Source organism: Caballeronia sp. NCF2 (assembly GCF_023631205.1).
Lineage (GTDB): Bacteria > Pseudomonadota > Gammaproteobacteria > Burkholderiales > Burkholderiaceae > Caballeronia > Caballeronia zhejiangensis.
In genome coordinates this window covers 1-15064 of sequence record NZ_JALQDN010000089.1, presented here as the reverse complement: position 1 = coordinate 15064, position 15064 = coordinate 1, and the positions used below count along the sequence as shown (strand labels likewise).

Here is a 15064-nt window from a genome sequence, read left to right as displayed (position 1 = left end):
ACCCCCCATCGACATGGTCAATTTCCATCAGGTCGATTTGAACTTGCTACGCGTCTTCCAGGCGATCCTCGAAGAGCGCAGTCTCACGCGTGCTGGTCAAAGGCTCGAGTTGTCGCAGCCAACGATCAGCTATTCGCTGGGGCGCCTGCGGTCGTTGTTCGATGATCCGCTGTTTGTCCGCACGCCGGACGGCATGCTCCCGACCCCTACTGCGGAGAGACTAGCGGTGCCCCTTGGCAGCGCAATTGCCTCAATTCGCGAAGCGCTGCGCGAAAGCGAACAATTCGATCCTGCGACGACTACGCGTGAATTTCGCTTGTCGATGTCTGATATCGGTGAACATGTGTTTCTGCCGCCTATCTGCGAGAGACTTCAGCGCGTAGCACCTCACGTCCGTCTGTCGACCGAGCAGATACCGGTGCGCGACGTGGAGGAAAAAATGCGACTTGGCCAGATCGATCTCGCCATAGGCAATCTTCCGTCGCTGATGCCGGTCACGAACCACGCGCTGCTGTTCCGCGATCAGTTCGTCTGCATGACGCGCAAGCGCCCTGGGTTGCCAGTTCGAACGCTATCGAGACAAAAATTTCTGGAGTTCTTACATGTCACCGTGACGACGAGTGACAGTAGCCATCTGGCGATCGACGAGGTCTTGCGCAGTCAAGGTCTACATCGGCGGATTGCATTGCGCGTACCGCATTTCACGGTCGTTCCGCAGATTTTGCAGCGCACGAACTGGATGGTGACGCTTCACCGTGGAGCCGCCCAAATGTTCAATGAAACCGGCCACTTCATGATCTATTCAATGCCCGCTGAAATTCCTGACATCGAATCCACCGTCCATTGGCATCGCAACTTCGACAATGACGAAGGGATCCGTTGGTTCCGCGAATTGGTGATCGATACGCTGCATCGCGACTAAGCGCGCGCGCACCCACTCCTCTCATGCTGTAGCTTCCGCCGTTGCTCGGTCAACTGCCGAACAGTCGCGGCGTTCAGCCCGATCGCGCTCAGCAACCATGCGCAGCCGCTTCCGAGCGCAACCCCAATAGCGCGCTTGAAGCTGCCATTGGCGAATCGGAGAACGGTTAGGGCAATGGCGGAGGTGCGTCGGCAAGCCACGCAAGCGGTGGTATCCGAACATGAAGCCTTTCGTTCAGCCGCGGCTCTTTCGCGAAAGCGAGTCGTCATCCAAGATAGAGCCGCTCTGGAGCGCAAGCAGGGCCATAAACGCGCCAGCAACCTCTTCCCGACCCTTCAGCCGCAAGGGCTGCGCCCAATAACGCCGCTCGGTTCTAGCAGCGTTAGGTTCAAGGCCGGTTGAAGCGATCTCGACAATGCCGCACAGGGTCGCCGCGGCTTATGCGTGTGCCGCGCCGGCAACCGCGAACGGCCGTGAGAAGTCACGAAGGCAAGTCTCACACGTGGGTATTTGAGGCAGTACGGCAAATGAAGCGCCGCGCACTGCGTGTCCGCTCGTGCCTTACGGCCAAGAAGCGAAAAACCATGATGGGCGAAAAGCGCAATGAAATCCACGACGAATCACGGGTTAGTACCTACGACACCGAAAGCTTATGCATCAGATTCATAGCGGGTATTTTTGTCCCGAATTTGACCGGGCCCTGTCCGGGCTCATATCGTGGGCCCATCGCATCAGTACGACCCACGCCGCTTCTTGAGCCTCAGGGAAGCGGGAACTATCACCTCACGTTTCCTCCACCATGAACCCTGAAGCTCTGAATCCTGATCTGGGTACGCTCGTTCAAAGTCGATCCGCCCGTCCTGCGAGCAACGTGCGCCGTGCGGTCACTACAGCAGTGCTCGGCCAAATTCTCGAGTGGTATGACTTCTTCTTGTACGGCACCGCCGCCGCACTTGTCTTCGGCAAGCTGTTCTTTCCGGTTGGCACTGACCCATTGACGGGCACCATCGCTGCATTCGGTGGCTTCACGGTTGGCTTCATCGCGCGACCCATAGGGGGAGTGCTATGCGGCCATATCGGCGACCGGTACGGCCGCAAGGTTGTAATGATGCTTACGTTACTCACGATGGGCACCGCCACTGTTTTAATGGGCGCTTTGCCAACGTATCAGCAGGTCGGTATTGCCGCCCCGGTAATGCTGGTTCTTTTGCGGACTCTTCAGGGGCTCGCGGCCGGCGGCGAATGGAGCGGAAGTATCTTGTTGATCCACGAGAACGCGCCGCAATCGAAGCGCGGCGCACTCTCGGCATGGAGCCCGTGTGGCGCGGCACTCGGGTTCGTTCTGTCCACTGCTGCGTTCCTGCTCGTGCAGAACTTGCCAGCGGGCGACTTCCAGAGCTGGGGATGGCGCCTTCCGTTTCTTGCTAGCGCCGCACTCGTTCTCCTTGGCTTGTGGATGCGCCGCTCCGTCGGCGAAAGCGCCGCATTCGCCGAAGCTAAGACGACGCGCCACGGAAGCCGGATGCCTGTCATCGAAGTGCTGCGCCAATGTCCGCGCGAAGTGCTCACCGTGTTTGGCCTACGCTTCGGCGAGGGTGCGGCGTCCTACCTCTTCTTCGCATTTTCAATTGCCTACGGGCAGTTTCTCGGCATCAAGTCGAGCTGGATTCTGAGCGGTCTGTGCATTTCGATGCTGCTGTCGATACCCGTTTCACTTTTCTTTGGCTGGGTGACCGACAAGGTTGGCCGCAAGCCGGTCTATCTCGCCGGCGCGATCGCCATCGTGCTCGTTGGATGGCCGTACTTCGCACTGCTCGGCACAGGCGAGTACTGGAAGGTGGTTGCGGCGCTCGTCCTTACCAACAGCATCACGCTTGGCATTCTTCAAGGCGCACAGCCCGCATTCATCAGCGAGATGTTGCCAGTCCACCTGCGTTTCTCAGGACTCGGCATTGGCCGGGAAGTTTCTTCCGTACTTGGTGGTGGCCTTTCGCCAATGATTGCCACCATGCTGCTCGCCCACTATCACAGCGCGATGCCGGTCGCCATCTATCTGGGCGTATTGGGACTGACCACCGTCGTCGCAACGTTGCTGGCACGCGAGACGTTTCCCAAAGCAATGCGCGCCGATGCACGTCGGCAACCCGAATGATATCGACAAACACTGATCGAGAGGTATAACGTATGCACGCCGTTCAAAGCGAAGCCATCGTCGACTCACAAGACGACTATCCCGAGTACGCCGGACCTCTGCCGCTTGATGTGCTCATCGAAGAGATCGAGCGCCGCCGCGACGAGTTCGATGTCCTGTCTCACGTGCCCCGCGATATGGTCGGCAAGATGAAGCGAGCCGGCATTTTTCGCGCAAGCACCCCTAAACGTTTCGGCGGCGACCCGCTGCCGCCCGCGCGTTTTCTTGAGATGCTCGAACGTATCGCGATCGCGGACGGATCGACCGCCTGGGTCGCGGCGTTCGGCTCCGCCGGCACGTACCTTGCCTCACTGCCGGTTCAAACGCAGGCCGAAATTTATGCGACCGGTCCCGATCAGGTCTTCGCGGGAGGCTTGTATCCGCTGCAGAAGGCCGAACGTGCGCCCGGCGGGTTCCGTGTGTCGGGACAGTGGCGCTTCGCCAGCGGCTGCAAGGGGGCGGACTGGATCGGCGTCGGAATCGGCGGCGCACCAGCCGGCGCGGACGACAAGAACGCCGGCAAGCCGTTCACTGCGGTCTTTCCGGCGAGCGAAGTCGAGATCGTCGAGAATTGGAACGTGGTCGGCATGCAGGGCACGGGCAGCCACGATCTGCGTCTGAAAGACAAATTCGTCGACGAGCAATGGACCTTCGTGCGCGGCGGTACGCCGTTGATCGATGAACCGTTATATCGGTATCCCGCCATCGCCTATCAGGCACAGGTGCATGCGGCAGTCAATATCGGGCTGGCTCGAGCTGCGCTCGACCTGCTGGCGGGGATGTCTGGCGTGACAAAGACCACGACGGGTGCACCGCGTCTCGCCGATCGCGCCTACTATCGTTCGGGGCTCGCGAAGGCAGAAGCGCAACTGCGCAGCGCGCGGGCATTCTTCTTCGAGTCCGCGGAAGCATCCTGGCGCACCGTGCTCGCTGGTGACCCGGTGTTGCCTGCAGAAGCCAATCTATTGCGTCTATCTGCTACGCATGCGGCCCACACCTGCGCCGATATCGTGATGCAGGCGTACAAGATGGCGGGCATCGGCGCCATCTATCGCGAGAACCGGATGCAGCGTTTGGTACGCGATTCGATCGTCGTCACGCAACACGCCTTCCTCGGCGAAGGCAATTACGACGCATCGGGCGCACTCTTCGTCGGCATTCCGCCTGTCACACCGTATCCCTGAACCCGCGAACCCTGAGAGGACATGAGCCATGACCCACGATCAATCGCGCGCGCAGTTTCGCAACGCAATGGCCTCGCTCGGCGCGGCCGTCAACGTCATTACCACGGACGGCCCGCACGGACGTTGCGGTATCACGGCAAGCGCCGTTTGCTCCGTGACGGATACGCCACCAACGATGCTCGTCTGCATCAATCAGTCGAGCTATGTTCACGACGTGCTGCTCGGCAACGGCAGCGCGTGCATCAACGTGCTCGGCGCGCACGCGCAGGAACTGGCGCGGATGTTTGCGGGCATGGATGGAAGCTCGACGGAAGAACGCTTCTCGCGCTGCGGCTCGCGGACGGGCGCACTGCATCTTCCCGTGCTCGACGATGCCATCGCGAGTCTCGAAGGCCGTATCGTCGACAGCAAGCAGGTCGGTTCGCATTCGGTGCTGTTCGTACAAGTCGAGCACATCGGCTCGCGAGAAGACGGCGATGGTCTTGTGTACTTCGGCCGGCAATTCCATCGGCTCGCGCGCGCGGCCGCTTCCTGCGAGGCCGCGTGACCATGCAAGTCTGCCTGTTTTTGATCGGTGCGAGCGGGCAGCCATCGCTGCCCGATATCGCGCCGTTGCAGGGCATCGACGGCTTGCGCAGCCTAGTGCTGCATGAGCCGTTAGCAGAACGCGTCGATCCGCGCATTGCGCCGGCAGCCGATGCGCCATCGTGTGTGCTTCAGCTGTATTTCGATGAACTTGCCGCGCTCGAGGCTGCGACCAGGCTTGATGGTCCGATCCATCGCGCGCTTCGAGAACCTTTGATCGCCGGGCGCTTCACGCAGCAAGTCATGGCCGTGCGCGCTCTCGTCACCCACGAGCCGGCTACCCAAGCGGGCTTTCAGCGTTGCACCTACCTCGTCGCGTACGAAGGGCCGGCGGAGGACTTCAACACATGGCTCGCGCATTACCTACAGCATCACGCGCCGCTGATGTCCACCTTGCCGGCATTGCGCGAGTTGGAGATTTACACACGCATCGATTGCACGAGCGGCCTGTCATGCGCGCGCGCCGATGCGATGCAGCGTAACAAAGTCGTCTTCGACGATGCGTCCGCGCTCGCCGCCGCACTCGCCTCACCGGTGCGCGAATCGATGCGGCGCGATTTCTATACCTTGCCGCCCTATCAGGGAGCTACCCCCCATTTTGCAATGCGCAGCAAATACGGTAATCTCGCCAAACATTGATGGCCCATGGCGCGACCAGCGCTTGTTCGTGAGTCAACCGTGTATGACGAAGCTCAACTCCGGTATCGCCGATCTGAATCTGCTGCGCGTGTTTCTCGCCATCTGGGATCTGCGCAGCACGACCGCGGCAGGCGACCGTCTGGAACTGACACAGCCGGCGGTCAGTCATGCACTAAGGCGCTTGCGCACGATCTTTGATGATCCACTCTTTGTGCGCACCCCCACCGGCATGGTGCCTACTGATGCCGCGCATCGCCTATATCCGCCGCTCGCGCAGGCGTTGTCGATCATCAATGACGCTGTCCAGCAACTCGCCAAATTCGATCCCGCTACCGCCCGGCGCGTGTTTCGAATTTCGATGTCGGACATGTCCGAATTCTTTTTTCTGCCGCCGCTCGTCGCGCTACTCGACCGCGAGGCGTGCGGCATACGAATCGAAGCGGTCAATCTGCCGGTGGAATCCGTCAGCGCGGCCATGCGCTCTGGCGAAGTGGATTTGGCTTTGGGCTACGTGCCGGGTCTCGATGCGGGTTGCGTGAGCCAGACGCTATTCGTCGACCATCATGTCTGCGTGGTGCGCGCAAACCATCCGTTAGGCAAGTCACGGCCGACACGCGAAGATTTAGCCGCCTTGCGCTACGTCAACGCGAGCACCAACGCGACGGGCCATCGAATGGTCGAACAATGGCTCGACGAGCTCAATCTCAAGCGCGATGTCGTGGTCCAACTGCCGCATTTTGTGGTGGCGCCAGAGATCGTAACGAACACGGACCTCGCCGTCATCTTCCCCAAAAGCATTGCGCAGCGCCTGAATCGCGGTAAAGCCTTCCGCATTCTGCCCTTGCCGTTCGCCCTGCCGCCCATCGAGATTCAGGTGCACTCGCATTCGCAATTCACGAGCGATCCGGGCGTGGCGTGGTTGCGCAACACAATTTATTCGATGTTTCATCAGCAAGATGCGTGATAGCCATTTGCTGCGTGGATACACGACTCCTATGCGGCGAGTCGTCGGCTCAGTCCTCGTACCGGGGCCCAGCCAGGCTTCTTGACACAATCAAAAGCGCGGCGCTACGTCGAGATCGGTCTTGACGAGCACCATGTCCTTGTACAAAGCGCAGAGCTTTGACAAGCGACCATGTGATGTCCGCTTGTCGGCTGGCTTCCCGTGAAAAAAAGCCCGCTTAGTTAAGCGGGCTAAGACTGCTGACAAACCGCTGGCTCTACCCAGGGGTTTGTCGTTTAATAGGGCATGCTCAAGAAACCGACGCCTGCCCAGCATGAACTCGAGATGGTCACGCTCGAGGAACTCGTGCCCAAGGACCACTTGCTGCGCAAGATCGACGCGGCGGTGGATTTCGAGTTCATCCGCCAGAAGGTGGCCCATCTTTACTGCGCCGACAACGGCCGCCCGGCGCTCGATCCGGTGGTGCTGTTCAAGCTGCTGTTCATCGGCTACCTGTTCGGGGTGCGCAGTGAGCGGCAGTTGATGCGCGAAGTGCAGGTGAACGTGGCGTATCGGTGGTTCTCCGGCTTTCGGCTCACCGAGAAGGTACCGGACCCCTCGACGTTCTCGCAGAACCGTCGGCGGCGCTTCGTCGACACGACGGTGTATCAGGATATCTTCGACGAGATCGTGCACCAGGCAATCGGGCACGGCATGGTCGATGGCCGCGTGCTGTACAGCGACAGCACGCATCTGAAGGCCAACGCCAACAAGAAGAAGTTCGACGGAGTGCAGGTGGCGCAAGCGCCATCGGCCCATCTGGCCGAGCTGGACGCGGCAGTCGACGCCGATCGTGCCGCGCAAGGCAAGAAGCCTTTGAAGCGCGACGACGACGATCAGCCGCCTGGGAGCAAACAGATCAAGGTGAATCGCACCGATCCGGAGAGCGGTTATATGGTGCACGACGATAAACCCAAGGGCTTGTTCCACCTGGATCACCGCACGGTGGATGCGAAGCACGTTATCATCACCGATACGCACGTGACGCCGGCCTCGGTGCACGGCAGCCAGCCGTATCTGGCGCGGCTGGACCGTCAACGCACACGCTTCGGGTTCGACGTGCAGGCGGTGGAGCTCGATGCCGGCTACTTCACGCCTGCGATCTGTCAGGGGTCGGAGGAGCGTGCGGTCGCGGGCGTCATGGGTTATCGATCGCCGAATCACAAGCCCGGTACGTTCTATAAGCGGAGTACCGCTACGACACCTATCGCGACGAGTATGTGTGCCCACGAGGCCAGGCACTGCGCTAAAGCACGACCAACCGGGTGGGCTACCGCGAATACAAATCCAACCCGCAATTGTGCAAGGGCTGCGAGGTGCGCGCTCGGTGCACGAACAGCGCCAACGCGGTGAAGGTCGTCGTGCGCCACGTGTGGGAGCGAGCCAAGGAACGGGTGGACGCTCGCAGACTGACCGAATGGGGCAAGCGCATTTGTGCCCGGCGCAAGGAAACCGTGGAGCGCAGCTTTGCTGACGCCAACCAATTGCACGGGCATCGCTACGCGAGAATGCGCGGGTTGCGCAAAATGGCCGCGCAGTGCCTGCTGGCCGCTGCGGCGCAGAACATCAAGAAGATTGCGCTACTGCCCGCGCCCTGCGGGCGCTTTTATGTCGCTTCCGGCGCGCCGATCCGCTGGTGCAGCAGGTCATTGCCGATCTCGCGGGCTGGCTCGAACGCATCGCCCGGCGCGGTGCAAACTGCGCAATCGCATCAAAACGAACCCCATGTTTGTGAAAACATGGGGTTGGTCAGCAGTCTGAACCCCGCGCAAGGCGGGGGTTTCTTCATGGGTCTGTCACGCCGCAACAGATGCGCGGTTGCGTTGCACGATCTGATTGTCCTCGCCATGAATTAGCGGCGTCAGCCTAAAGTCGAATTCGAATTTCCTTATAGTCGTCGGCCTTGAGGCCCAACTCCCGAGCGAATGACGTCGCTCAAGCCGCCCGCCGCTGCCCGTGGACGGACAAGAACCAGCTTATCGCGGCTAGGTGGAGCCTGCCTGGCTCGTGGTTCCGCCTCCCTCGCGCAACGCGATGCCGCCTACTCGTGTTTCGCCCGACGCCGGCTCGCCTAAGGGTTGCCCCTAAGACTATTCGCAACGTCAATATCGGGCATGGATGAGTTCCATTGTTCAACAATGGCCCAGCGCCTTATTCTCGAATGGCGTCTTGGAACAGGTTGGTTCTCGCGCTATTAGCGCCCGCCATGTAGTCGGGCGCGAATCGGGCCGTCTTTGACGGAGCATACCGCGGCTCAGCCTCGAGCGACGATCGCTTCCGCTTCAATCGGGACTTCATCACGCAGGTCTGGGTGGAAGACTTCGCTGCGCTGGAACGCTCGCGCAGCACGGCGTTCTATCAGAACCGCTTGCGGGACGATGAAGGGCAATTCGTCGACGAGGACACCGTCGTCTTCCTGCCGTGCGCGGAACGGCAGATTTCAATGGTCGACGGTGCATCCCTTCCAGCATTCAAGCTCTTTGTCCTATTCCAGCGCGCGGATAGTATTGAGCCGACAGACTTTCGCGCGGCGTGGGCACACCTTGCTGGCAGCACTGCCAAGAATGCAATCCGCCACGTGCAGAACGACGTAATGGCAGCGCGAGGTGCTGGCCGAATGCCTGCTGACGCTATCGACGAATTCTGGTTCGAGAATGAGTCCGACGTTCGCGCTGAAGCAACGCGCTGGATCTCGCAAATCGAAAGCTCATTGGTCGCAGATGGGCTCGCTGTGCCGGGAAGCATTGTCGTGCTGCTCGCGCGCGAGGACATTGTGCACGCCGGCTCGGTTGCGTGGTGAACACTGCTCGTCTTATCGCTGCGCATCGAGCGCGGACGAGCACTCGTGCAGCAACTGGCGCAGCCATGTAATGCCCGGGTCTGTCGTGCGATGCGTGTGCCACTGCATCGCCTGCTCCATCACGGGCATCTGGAATGGCACTTCGCGGATGACCACCGGCTGGCTCTTCAACACTTGCTGAGCCAGCCGTCGGTGGACCGTCGCAATGCGGTTGGTGCCCGGCAACAGGTAAGCAGGCGACATGAAGGTGAAAGTCCGCACGTCCACGCGGCGCGCAATTCCCAGACGCTGTATCAGCCAGTCGTCGAGAGCCGGCTGGCCGTCGCCCGGCTGAATCACGACATGACCTGCCCCCACGTAGGCCTCTTGACTGAGTTCACGGCGCGCGAGCGCACTGTCCTTCCAGATGAGTGCGCAGTACGTCTCCTCGAACAGAATCTCGAAAGGATGGTCGGCTGAACAGTACTCTCTCGGGATGATGAGTACGTCTGCCTCGCCGCGCTCCAGAATCCGCTGCGGATGGGCCACTTGCGGCACGAATTCGAATCGCACACCCGGCGCTTCAGCGTACGCGCGCTCCGTCACCTTCGGCATCAACGTCATCAGGCTGTAATCCGAAATAAGCAGCCTGAACGCTCTCGTCGACTCGCTCGGAACGAATAGAGGGCGCGCCTCGACCGTCGCCTCGATGCGTACGAGCACGTCGCGCACGGCATCCACCAGTCCTTCGGCGTAGAACGAAGGGAATCTGTCTCCGTTGTGCCGGGAATTCTGTCAACTAGGGGCGCCCCAGCCCGTCGACCCTAGAAACGCCCACTTGTTCAAGTGCTTACCGCCGAAGGAATTGTGTCACGTATCGCAAATGCCGACGACTCGGTTCACATCCGGAAGTCTTCGGATGAGGCAAGGCTCCCGATGCATTTGCACCTAATGCGATCGGTGAGCCGATACGGGAGCATTGCGGCTGGTCTGAGCTCAAACTCACCCCAGGCAACATTCAAGATAGCGGCGTGTGAACGCACGGCGGTGCTCCGATTTCATCGGGTGAGCGTTCTCCGGCGTCCATGTCCCGCCATGACTCACGTAGCAACTTGCACAGTGAAACCGCGCTTCAAGTAGCTGGACATTCACCCGATACGGTGCTTCACAACCGCAGCGCCAGCACCTTGACTCGAGAACGCGATGATGGGCAGGACACACGCTCTGCCTGTCCAGTTGGTGCACAACGCTGTGATAGCCATGAGCGAGACAGCGACGACAATAACGGAACACGTCGCTGTAGCGTCGACGCCCGGGCGGATCCATCAGCGAAGTCCGCAGCGTTTCTGCGGGTAAGCCGAGACTCTCCTGTAGTCGCCCGACATCGACCAACCCTCGACGCGGAGCGACACCCTGATAAGGATCGACTTCCAGCCCCATGAGTCGTGCTACAACGATGCCCGACAGCGCGTTGGCAGTCTCGAACTTCCACAGGATCGAGATCAGTGACTCATGTGGATAAATCCAGCACCTCCTGAATATGTAACCCAGGGCCGGCGTCAGCCGGCTCTCATCGAGCGTGAGAATCGGGAACGCCGGCTCCCTCAGGAGCCCGTCGCTAAGAGGTGGCAACAAGGACGCGTCCGGTTGCATGACGTGACTGGACATAGCCGCAATGCCTCACCGCATGGTCCCAAAGGACCTGGTCCGGGCAATAGCCCCGTGCGTCGTTCAATTCACTGTCCTTGAGCACTATCTCGACCGCGCGTGCGAAGGATTCCATCGGGATCCCAAGCTTCCCCGGCAGATTGGCCTTGTGGTGCGCCGTCTCGAATGCATTCCACAGAGTATCGGCGTCACTCACCAGTCGATATCCCGCATCAAACGCCTGCGGAACGTAGAAGCGGGTAAAACTCCATTGGCTGCCTTCGGGGTAGGCGGTCTGATCGTAGCCGTTCAGGCATGTCGCCACGTCCTGCGCATTGCGGATGCCATAAAAGGCTAACTCCTCGACCATCAGACGCGCGACGATCTGCGTCTTGCCCGCGACCTGCATCGCAGTCTTTTGCGCGAGCAACTCCTGCTGGCCAACAAGGAACGTGAACAACTTGATCTGCTGCCGGTCCAGCGCATCATGCACGTCACGCAGCCATTCGTATTCGTTGTCGTCGTAGCGCTGTGCCTCATCGCAAAAGAGCAACACCACCCCACTGCCCCCAATCGATGCCGCCTGACGGATCCTCAGCGTCAAGCGCATCCGCTTTGAAGGATTCGAGCCGGCATTGGGGTCCGGGTCACCGACCGCCTCCAGCAGATTCGCGAAGAACGGCCCTTCGGCATGCCGCGGCTTGTGCTCGCACTGCGCGTGGTAACTTGTCATCCGCGGATAGTTGCGCGCCAGCAGCAGGCGCACATACTCGATTGCCCGGGTTTTGCCAATGCGCGACGGACCGTAGATAAGCGCCCCCATGATCCGGTAGCGCAGGCATCGGACAACCAGTTCGTAGAACGCCTCGATCGCTGGCGTTGCAATACGGTAGTTCCCCGTCACAAGCGGGTGCAGCGACGGATCGACTGGACGCGGTATCTCAAGCGACATTGATGCCTCCCACGAACACGACGTTAAAAGACCTGACCTGTACCGATTGAAAGCCTTCGAGGACGGGCACGTGTGCCGGGTGACCGGTCTTCAGGCGTTTCCGTCGACCGGATATCGGGCACCGGCCCCAATGACTCAATCGTTTTCGGCTCCGGACGCGGGGCCGCCGGCGCGACTGGCGGATCTCCCGCTTGCGCTGACGTGATCAATCGCATGGTGTGCGCTAGTTCCGTAGCAGCTTTGCGGCTCTTCTTCGCCTGCTCGAACTTCTCCTTCACATATGCCTCAATCGGATTGGTATCGACTACCCCGCGACGACGGCGAATGCGCATTTGCCTACAGATCTCCCGCCGTAGTTTGAGATTGTGCGGAATCATCCGCCAGAGCCCCTGCACATCGAGTTCACCCAGTTCCGTACCATCAGAGAGAAACGCCCGCACACTGCGCAGATCGTTTGCGTTCAGATAGACGAGTACTTCTTGGCCGATTAGATGCGTGCTCCTTGCCAGGACGCTATTCGTGTAGCGTGCGGTGTAGAGGTTGATATGCGGACGCACCCCCTGATCCAGGTAGGCGCACACACGACACCGCCGTGCAGACTGCATCAGACACAATGAGCGCCGATGGTAGTGCGCAAGCCAGGTCAGCAGCGTCTGCTTACCCCGCACGAAATACTCCATCGCCTCAAGCGGGGTGACGTTGTTCAGACCGCTGTGTGGCGTGCCGTTGTAGTTCGCAATGGCGTATTCGATCAGCTCATCGAGTTCCTCTATGGACACATACAGGCGCAGGTTACCTCTGGGATTCGCGAGGGCGCGCCGCAGGTCCCATGGATTCGAACCCGTGTAACCGGGCAGACGGGCCGACAATCGGCTGGCAATCGTCCCGAAGAACCGCTCGATGTATGGCCGTTCGTCCGGACTGTATTTCGGCCCTGCATCGGCAAGGCAGCCGACGAACTCGCATAGCGCCGTCAACGTTTCGTTGGCCAGGTTCGCCCTTGCGTTGTCCAGGCGGATCCACTCCCACGTCGCGTAAGCGAGTTCCGGAAGACGCTGCGATGGGAATCCGTCATGCGGTCCATATGCGAGCCCCGGAATCGAGAACGTGCGTGCACGATGAGGTTCGAGGGCGTTCTCGATCGTCTTGATCACGTCGTAGCGGCTGTACTCCCGGGCCAGCACGAGGTGATACCCGAGGACTGCGCGGGTGCACACGTCGATGATGACCAGCAGCCAGACGCGCTCCATCTCGAATTCGTGCACGAAGCCAAGCGGATCGTGCACGACGATCTTGAGCCGGATATCGAGGCGATGCCCGTCAAACTCAACCGTCTGGTATGGGAGAGTCGCCGCAAGTGTGCGCGCCCCGCCGTCCCGGGGCGGCAAGCCCTTGAGGTGTGAAGCACCCGCCGAACGCGCCGCGTTGCCGAAGCTGCGCAACAGTTCGTCCTTCAGATGCCGCGAAAGCGAGCGGATTCCACGTTCACCGGTATTGAGCGGATAATCTGTTCCACTGAGCCCAACCGCCCGGCATTGACCCAGGAACCTCTGATGCAGCGCCTCCAAGCCGCGAAGTCGAGTTCGCAACGCCCCATCCGAACTCACCTCCTCGAGCCACACCTTGCGTTGCCTGATCTGCTGGTGCAACCAGTCCGACAGCGCAGGACAGCGCTGCAGAAGCTGTGAGAACGCACCCGCCGCCCCACCCGGCTCAATGTTGTCGGGAACGGCGCGCATGCGAACGTAGTCTGTCGAGCGCGCATAGCGAAGGAGAGCACGAAAGCCGCAGAGGCGCCCGTCCGGATGAATTGCCCCAGCCCGTTCGAGCCAGCGGTACAACTGGCGACGATTAATTCCTGTCGAGTGCTCAATCTGTTTGACAGACTCGCCTTGCACATACGCCATCACCGCGTGTACGCGCTTCTCAAACATGTGTCGCGTCGTATCGTCAAACTGCGTATAAGCAACCGTGGGCCACGTGCTCACGTCGATTGCCTGAAGTTGCGCATTACGGCGGCTCATAGTGACTTCTCCGCGGAGACAAACGTCGTAAGCAGCGACAGGGGCTGAGAATAGAGTTCCGGCGCGCTCACCCGTCCCTCGCGCAACAGGTTGAACAGACTCGCCCGCACGAGCACGAGATCATTAGTCGAAAGTTGACGCTCGATGTCAGCGAGCCGTTTGGGCTGACTGAGGAACCTCACAATAGATTCGGACAGGGCGCGCGTGAGGAGTCTGTGGTTGGCAACCAAACACGGCAACATACTTCGCCAGTTGTCTATCCACACACGTGAGGCGAGCAGTTCGGCCGATTCGACACGTCGGATGGACAATCCCTGCACATCGAGCGTGCCGCCGGCTTTTGATCTTTCATCAAACTCAGGCGTTGAATCACTAAGGATAACTAATTCCTCTAGCGAAGCATAGCGCACCCAGAAGTCCGCGAGGATTTTCTGTCCGTCGATGATGACAAACCCGGGTCTTTCGCAAAACGCTACTACGATCGGACTTGCCTCAAGCAGCACCCATTGCTGAAGCGCGACATGCCGATACAGCGTCACCCGTCTTGCCAGTTTCAGACTGAACGCCTCGAAGCGATGCGCGCTGCGCGGCCGGGCGAGCGCGAGCGGCTGCATGATTGGCAGAGAATTCCCCATAAGATCAATACCTTAGGGACGGGATTCGAAGTCTAGGAGGTCAGGTGACGATTTTCATTCGGACTTATGCGAATTGACAGATTTCCCTCGCTCGAGCTTCTAGGAAATGTGTCAACACGCCCGCGGCTCGCCCTATCGCACTGGCCAACGACGGCACGGCACCGGTGACACTGTTCCTTCGATCTACGCCTTCGGGAGCGAGACGATGCGCCGAGCGCGCGGGCCGATTTGCTCGAGAAGGCTTCCGCCCACTGGCTACGGCACAGCGCCGGCTCCCACATGGCCGACAGCAAGGTCGACCTGCGCATGGTTCGCGACAACCTCGGACACGCATCGCTGACCACGACCAGCATCTATCTGCACGTCGATGACGACCGGCGCCATCAGGAAACCGAAGAAAAGCACCGGGTAGACTGGTGAGAACTAACCGAACAACGCGCTGTGCCTTCCACGCCACGCGTCCGATTGCCTCTAAGTTATCGCGACACCGCCCATGAAAGTGC

The 15064-nt window shown here is 60.2% G+C and carries 11 protein-coding genes and 2 pseudogenes; 9 read left to right on the top strand and 4 right to left on the bottom strand.

Annotated elements, in window-relative coordinates; genetic code table 11:
* The first annotated feature begins 13 nt into the window (after positions 1-13).
* From NCS02_RS33005 to NCS02_RS32970, 8 genes and pseudogenes are all read left to right on the top strand, one after another.
* Positions 14-922, top strand: a complete 909-nt coding sequence (locus NCS02_RS33005) for a LysR family transcriptional regulator (protein WP_250482229.1) — start codon at positions 14-16, stop codon at positions 920-922.
* A gap of 799 nt (positions 923-1721) precedes the next feature.
* Positions 1722-3074, top strand: a complete 1353-nt coding sequence (locus tag NCS02_RS33000; protein WP_250482598.1) for an MFS transporter — start codon at positions 1722-1724, stop codon at positions 3072-3074.
* A gap of 32 nt (positions 3075-3106) precedes the next feature.
* Complete coding sequence (locus NCS02_RS32995) at positions 3107-4297, top strand: acyl-CoA dehydrogenase family protein (RefSeq protein ID WP_250482597.1); 1191 nt, start codon at positions 3107-3109, stop codon at positions 4295-4297.
* Between the two features lie 28 nt (positions 4298-4325).
* On the top strand, positions 4326-4844 hold the full coding sequence (locus tag NCS02_RS32990) for a flavin reductase (RefSeq protein WP_250482596.1): 519 nt from the start codon (positions 4326-4328) through the stop codon (positions 4842-4844).
* A 2-nt stretch (positions 4845-4846) separates the two neighbouring features.
* Entirely contained in the window at positions 4847-5521 is a 675-nt protein-coding gene (locus NCS02_RS32985) for an EthD family reductase (RefSeq protein WP_250482600.1), read from the top strand.
* A gap of 43 nt (positions 5522-5564) precedes the next feature.
* Complete coding sequence (locus tag NCS02_RS32980; protein WP_087128933.1) at positions 5565-6485, top strand: LysR family transcriptional regulator; 921 nt, start codon at positions 5565-5567, stop codon at positions 6483-6485.
* A gap of 285 nt (positions 6486-6770) precedes the next feature.
* Positions 6771-8256: pseudogene (locus tag NCS02_RS32975) on the top strand (IS1182 family transposase); the annotation flags it as partial.
* A 579-nt stretch (positions 8257-8835) separates the two neighbouring features.
* Entirely contained in the window at positions 8836-9324 is a 489-nt protein-coding gene (locus NCS02_RS32970; protein ID WP_250507993.1) for a hypothetical protein, read from the top strand.
* 12 nt (positions 9325-9336) lie between these two features.
* Here NCS02_RS32970 and NCS02_RS32965 read toward each other — a convergent pair whose 3' ends face one another.
* The 4 genes from NCS02_RS32965 to NCS02_RS32945 form a co-directional block, all read right to left on the bottom strand.
* Positions 9337-10044: a LysR substrate-binding domain-containing protein gene (locus NCS02_RS32965; protein WP_250519716.1), complete on the bottom strand. Its 708-nt coding sequence runs from the start codon at positions 10042-10044 to the stop codon at positions 9337-9339.
* A gap of 877 nt (positions 10045-10921) precedes the next feature.
* On the bottom strand, positions 10922-11902 hold the full coding sequence (locus tag NCS02_RS32955) for an AAA family ATPase (protein WP_250507991.1): 981 nt from the start codon (positions 11900-11902) through the stop codon (positions 10922-10924).
* Positions 11903-11925: 23 nt separating this feature from the next.
* A complete protein-coding gene (locus tag NCS02_RS32950) occupies positions 11926-13926 on the bottom strand; it encodes a TnsB C-terminal domain-containing protein (protein WP_250507990.1) in 2001 nt (666 codons plus the stop codon).
* Positions 13923-14540, bottom strand: coding sequence for a hypothetical protein (locus NCS02_RS32945; RefSeq protein ID WP_250519717.1), 618 nt, complete (start codon positions 14538-14540; stop codon positions 13923-13925). The genes NCS02_RS32950 and NCS02_RS32945 overlap by 4 nt, the downstream gene beginning before the upstream one ends.
* Before the next feature lie 207 nt (positions 14541-14747).
* Here NCS02_RS32945 and NCS02_RS32940 point away from each other — a divergent pair.
* A pseudogene (locus NCS02_RS32940) lies at positions 14748-14981 on the top strand (tyrosine-type recombinase/integrase); the annotation flags it as partial.
* Positions 14982-15064 lie beyond the last annotated feature (83 nt).

What these genes read in the sequence shown, in the direction of transcription:
- NCS02_RS32955 (WP_250507991.1), bottom strand. Translation starts at nt 11,902, where the DNA reads ATGTCGCTTGAGATACCGCGTCCAGTCGATCCGTCGCTGCACCCGCTT.
- NCS02_RS33000 (WP_250482598.1), top strand. Translation starts at nt 1,722, where the DNA reads ATGAACCCTGAAGCTCTGAATCCTGATCTGGGTACGCTCGTTCAAAGT.
- NCS02_RS32990 (WP_250482596.1), top strand. Translation starts at nt 4,326, where the DNA reads ATGACCCACGATCAATCGCGCGCGCAGTTTCGCAACGCAATGGCCTCG.
- NCS02_RS32980 (WP_087128933.1), top strand. Translation starts at nt 5,565, where the DNA reads ATGACGAAGCTCAACTCCGGTATCGCCGATCTGAATCTGCTGCGCGTG.
- NCS02_RS32950 (WP_250507990.1), bottom strand. Translation starts at nt 13,926, where the DNA reads ATGAGCCGCCGTAATGCGCAACTTCAGGCAATCGACGTGAGCACGTGG.
- NCS02_RS32945 (WP_250519717.1), bottom strand. Translation starts at nt 14,540, where the DNA reads ATGCAGCCGCTCGCGCTCGCCCGGCCGCGCAGCGCGCATCGCTTCGAG.
- NCS02_RS33005 (WP_250482229.1), top strand. Translation starts at nt 14, where the DNA reads ATGGTCAATTTCCATCAGGTCGATTTGAACTTGCTACGCGTCTTCCAG.
- NCS02_RS32995 (WP_250482597.1), top strand. Translation starts at nt 3,107, where the DNA reads ATGCACGCCGTTCAAAGCGAAGCCATCGTCGACTCACAAGACGACTAT.
- NCS02_RS32985 (WP_250482600.1), top strand. Translation starts at nt 4,847, where the DNA reads ATGCAAGTCTGCCTGTTTTTGATCGGTGCGAGCGGGCAGCCATCGCTG.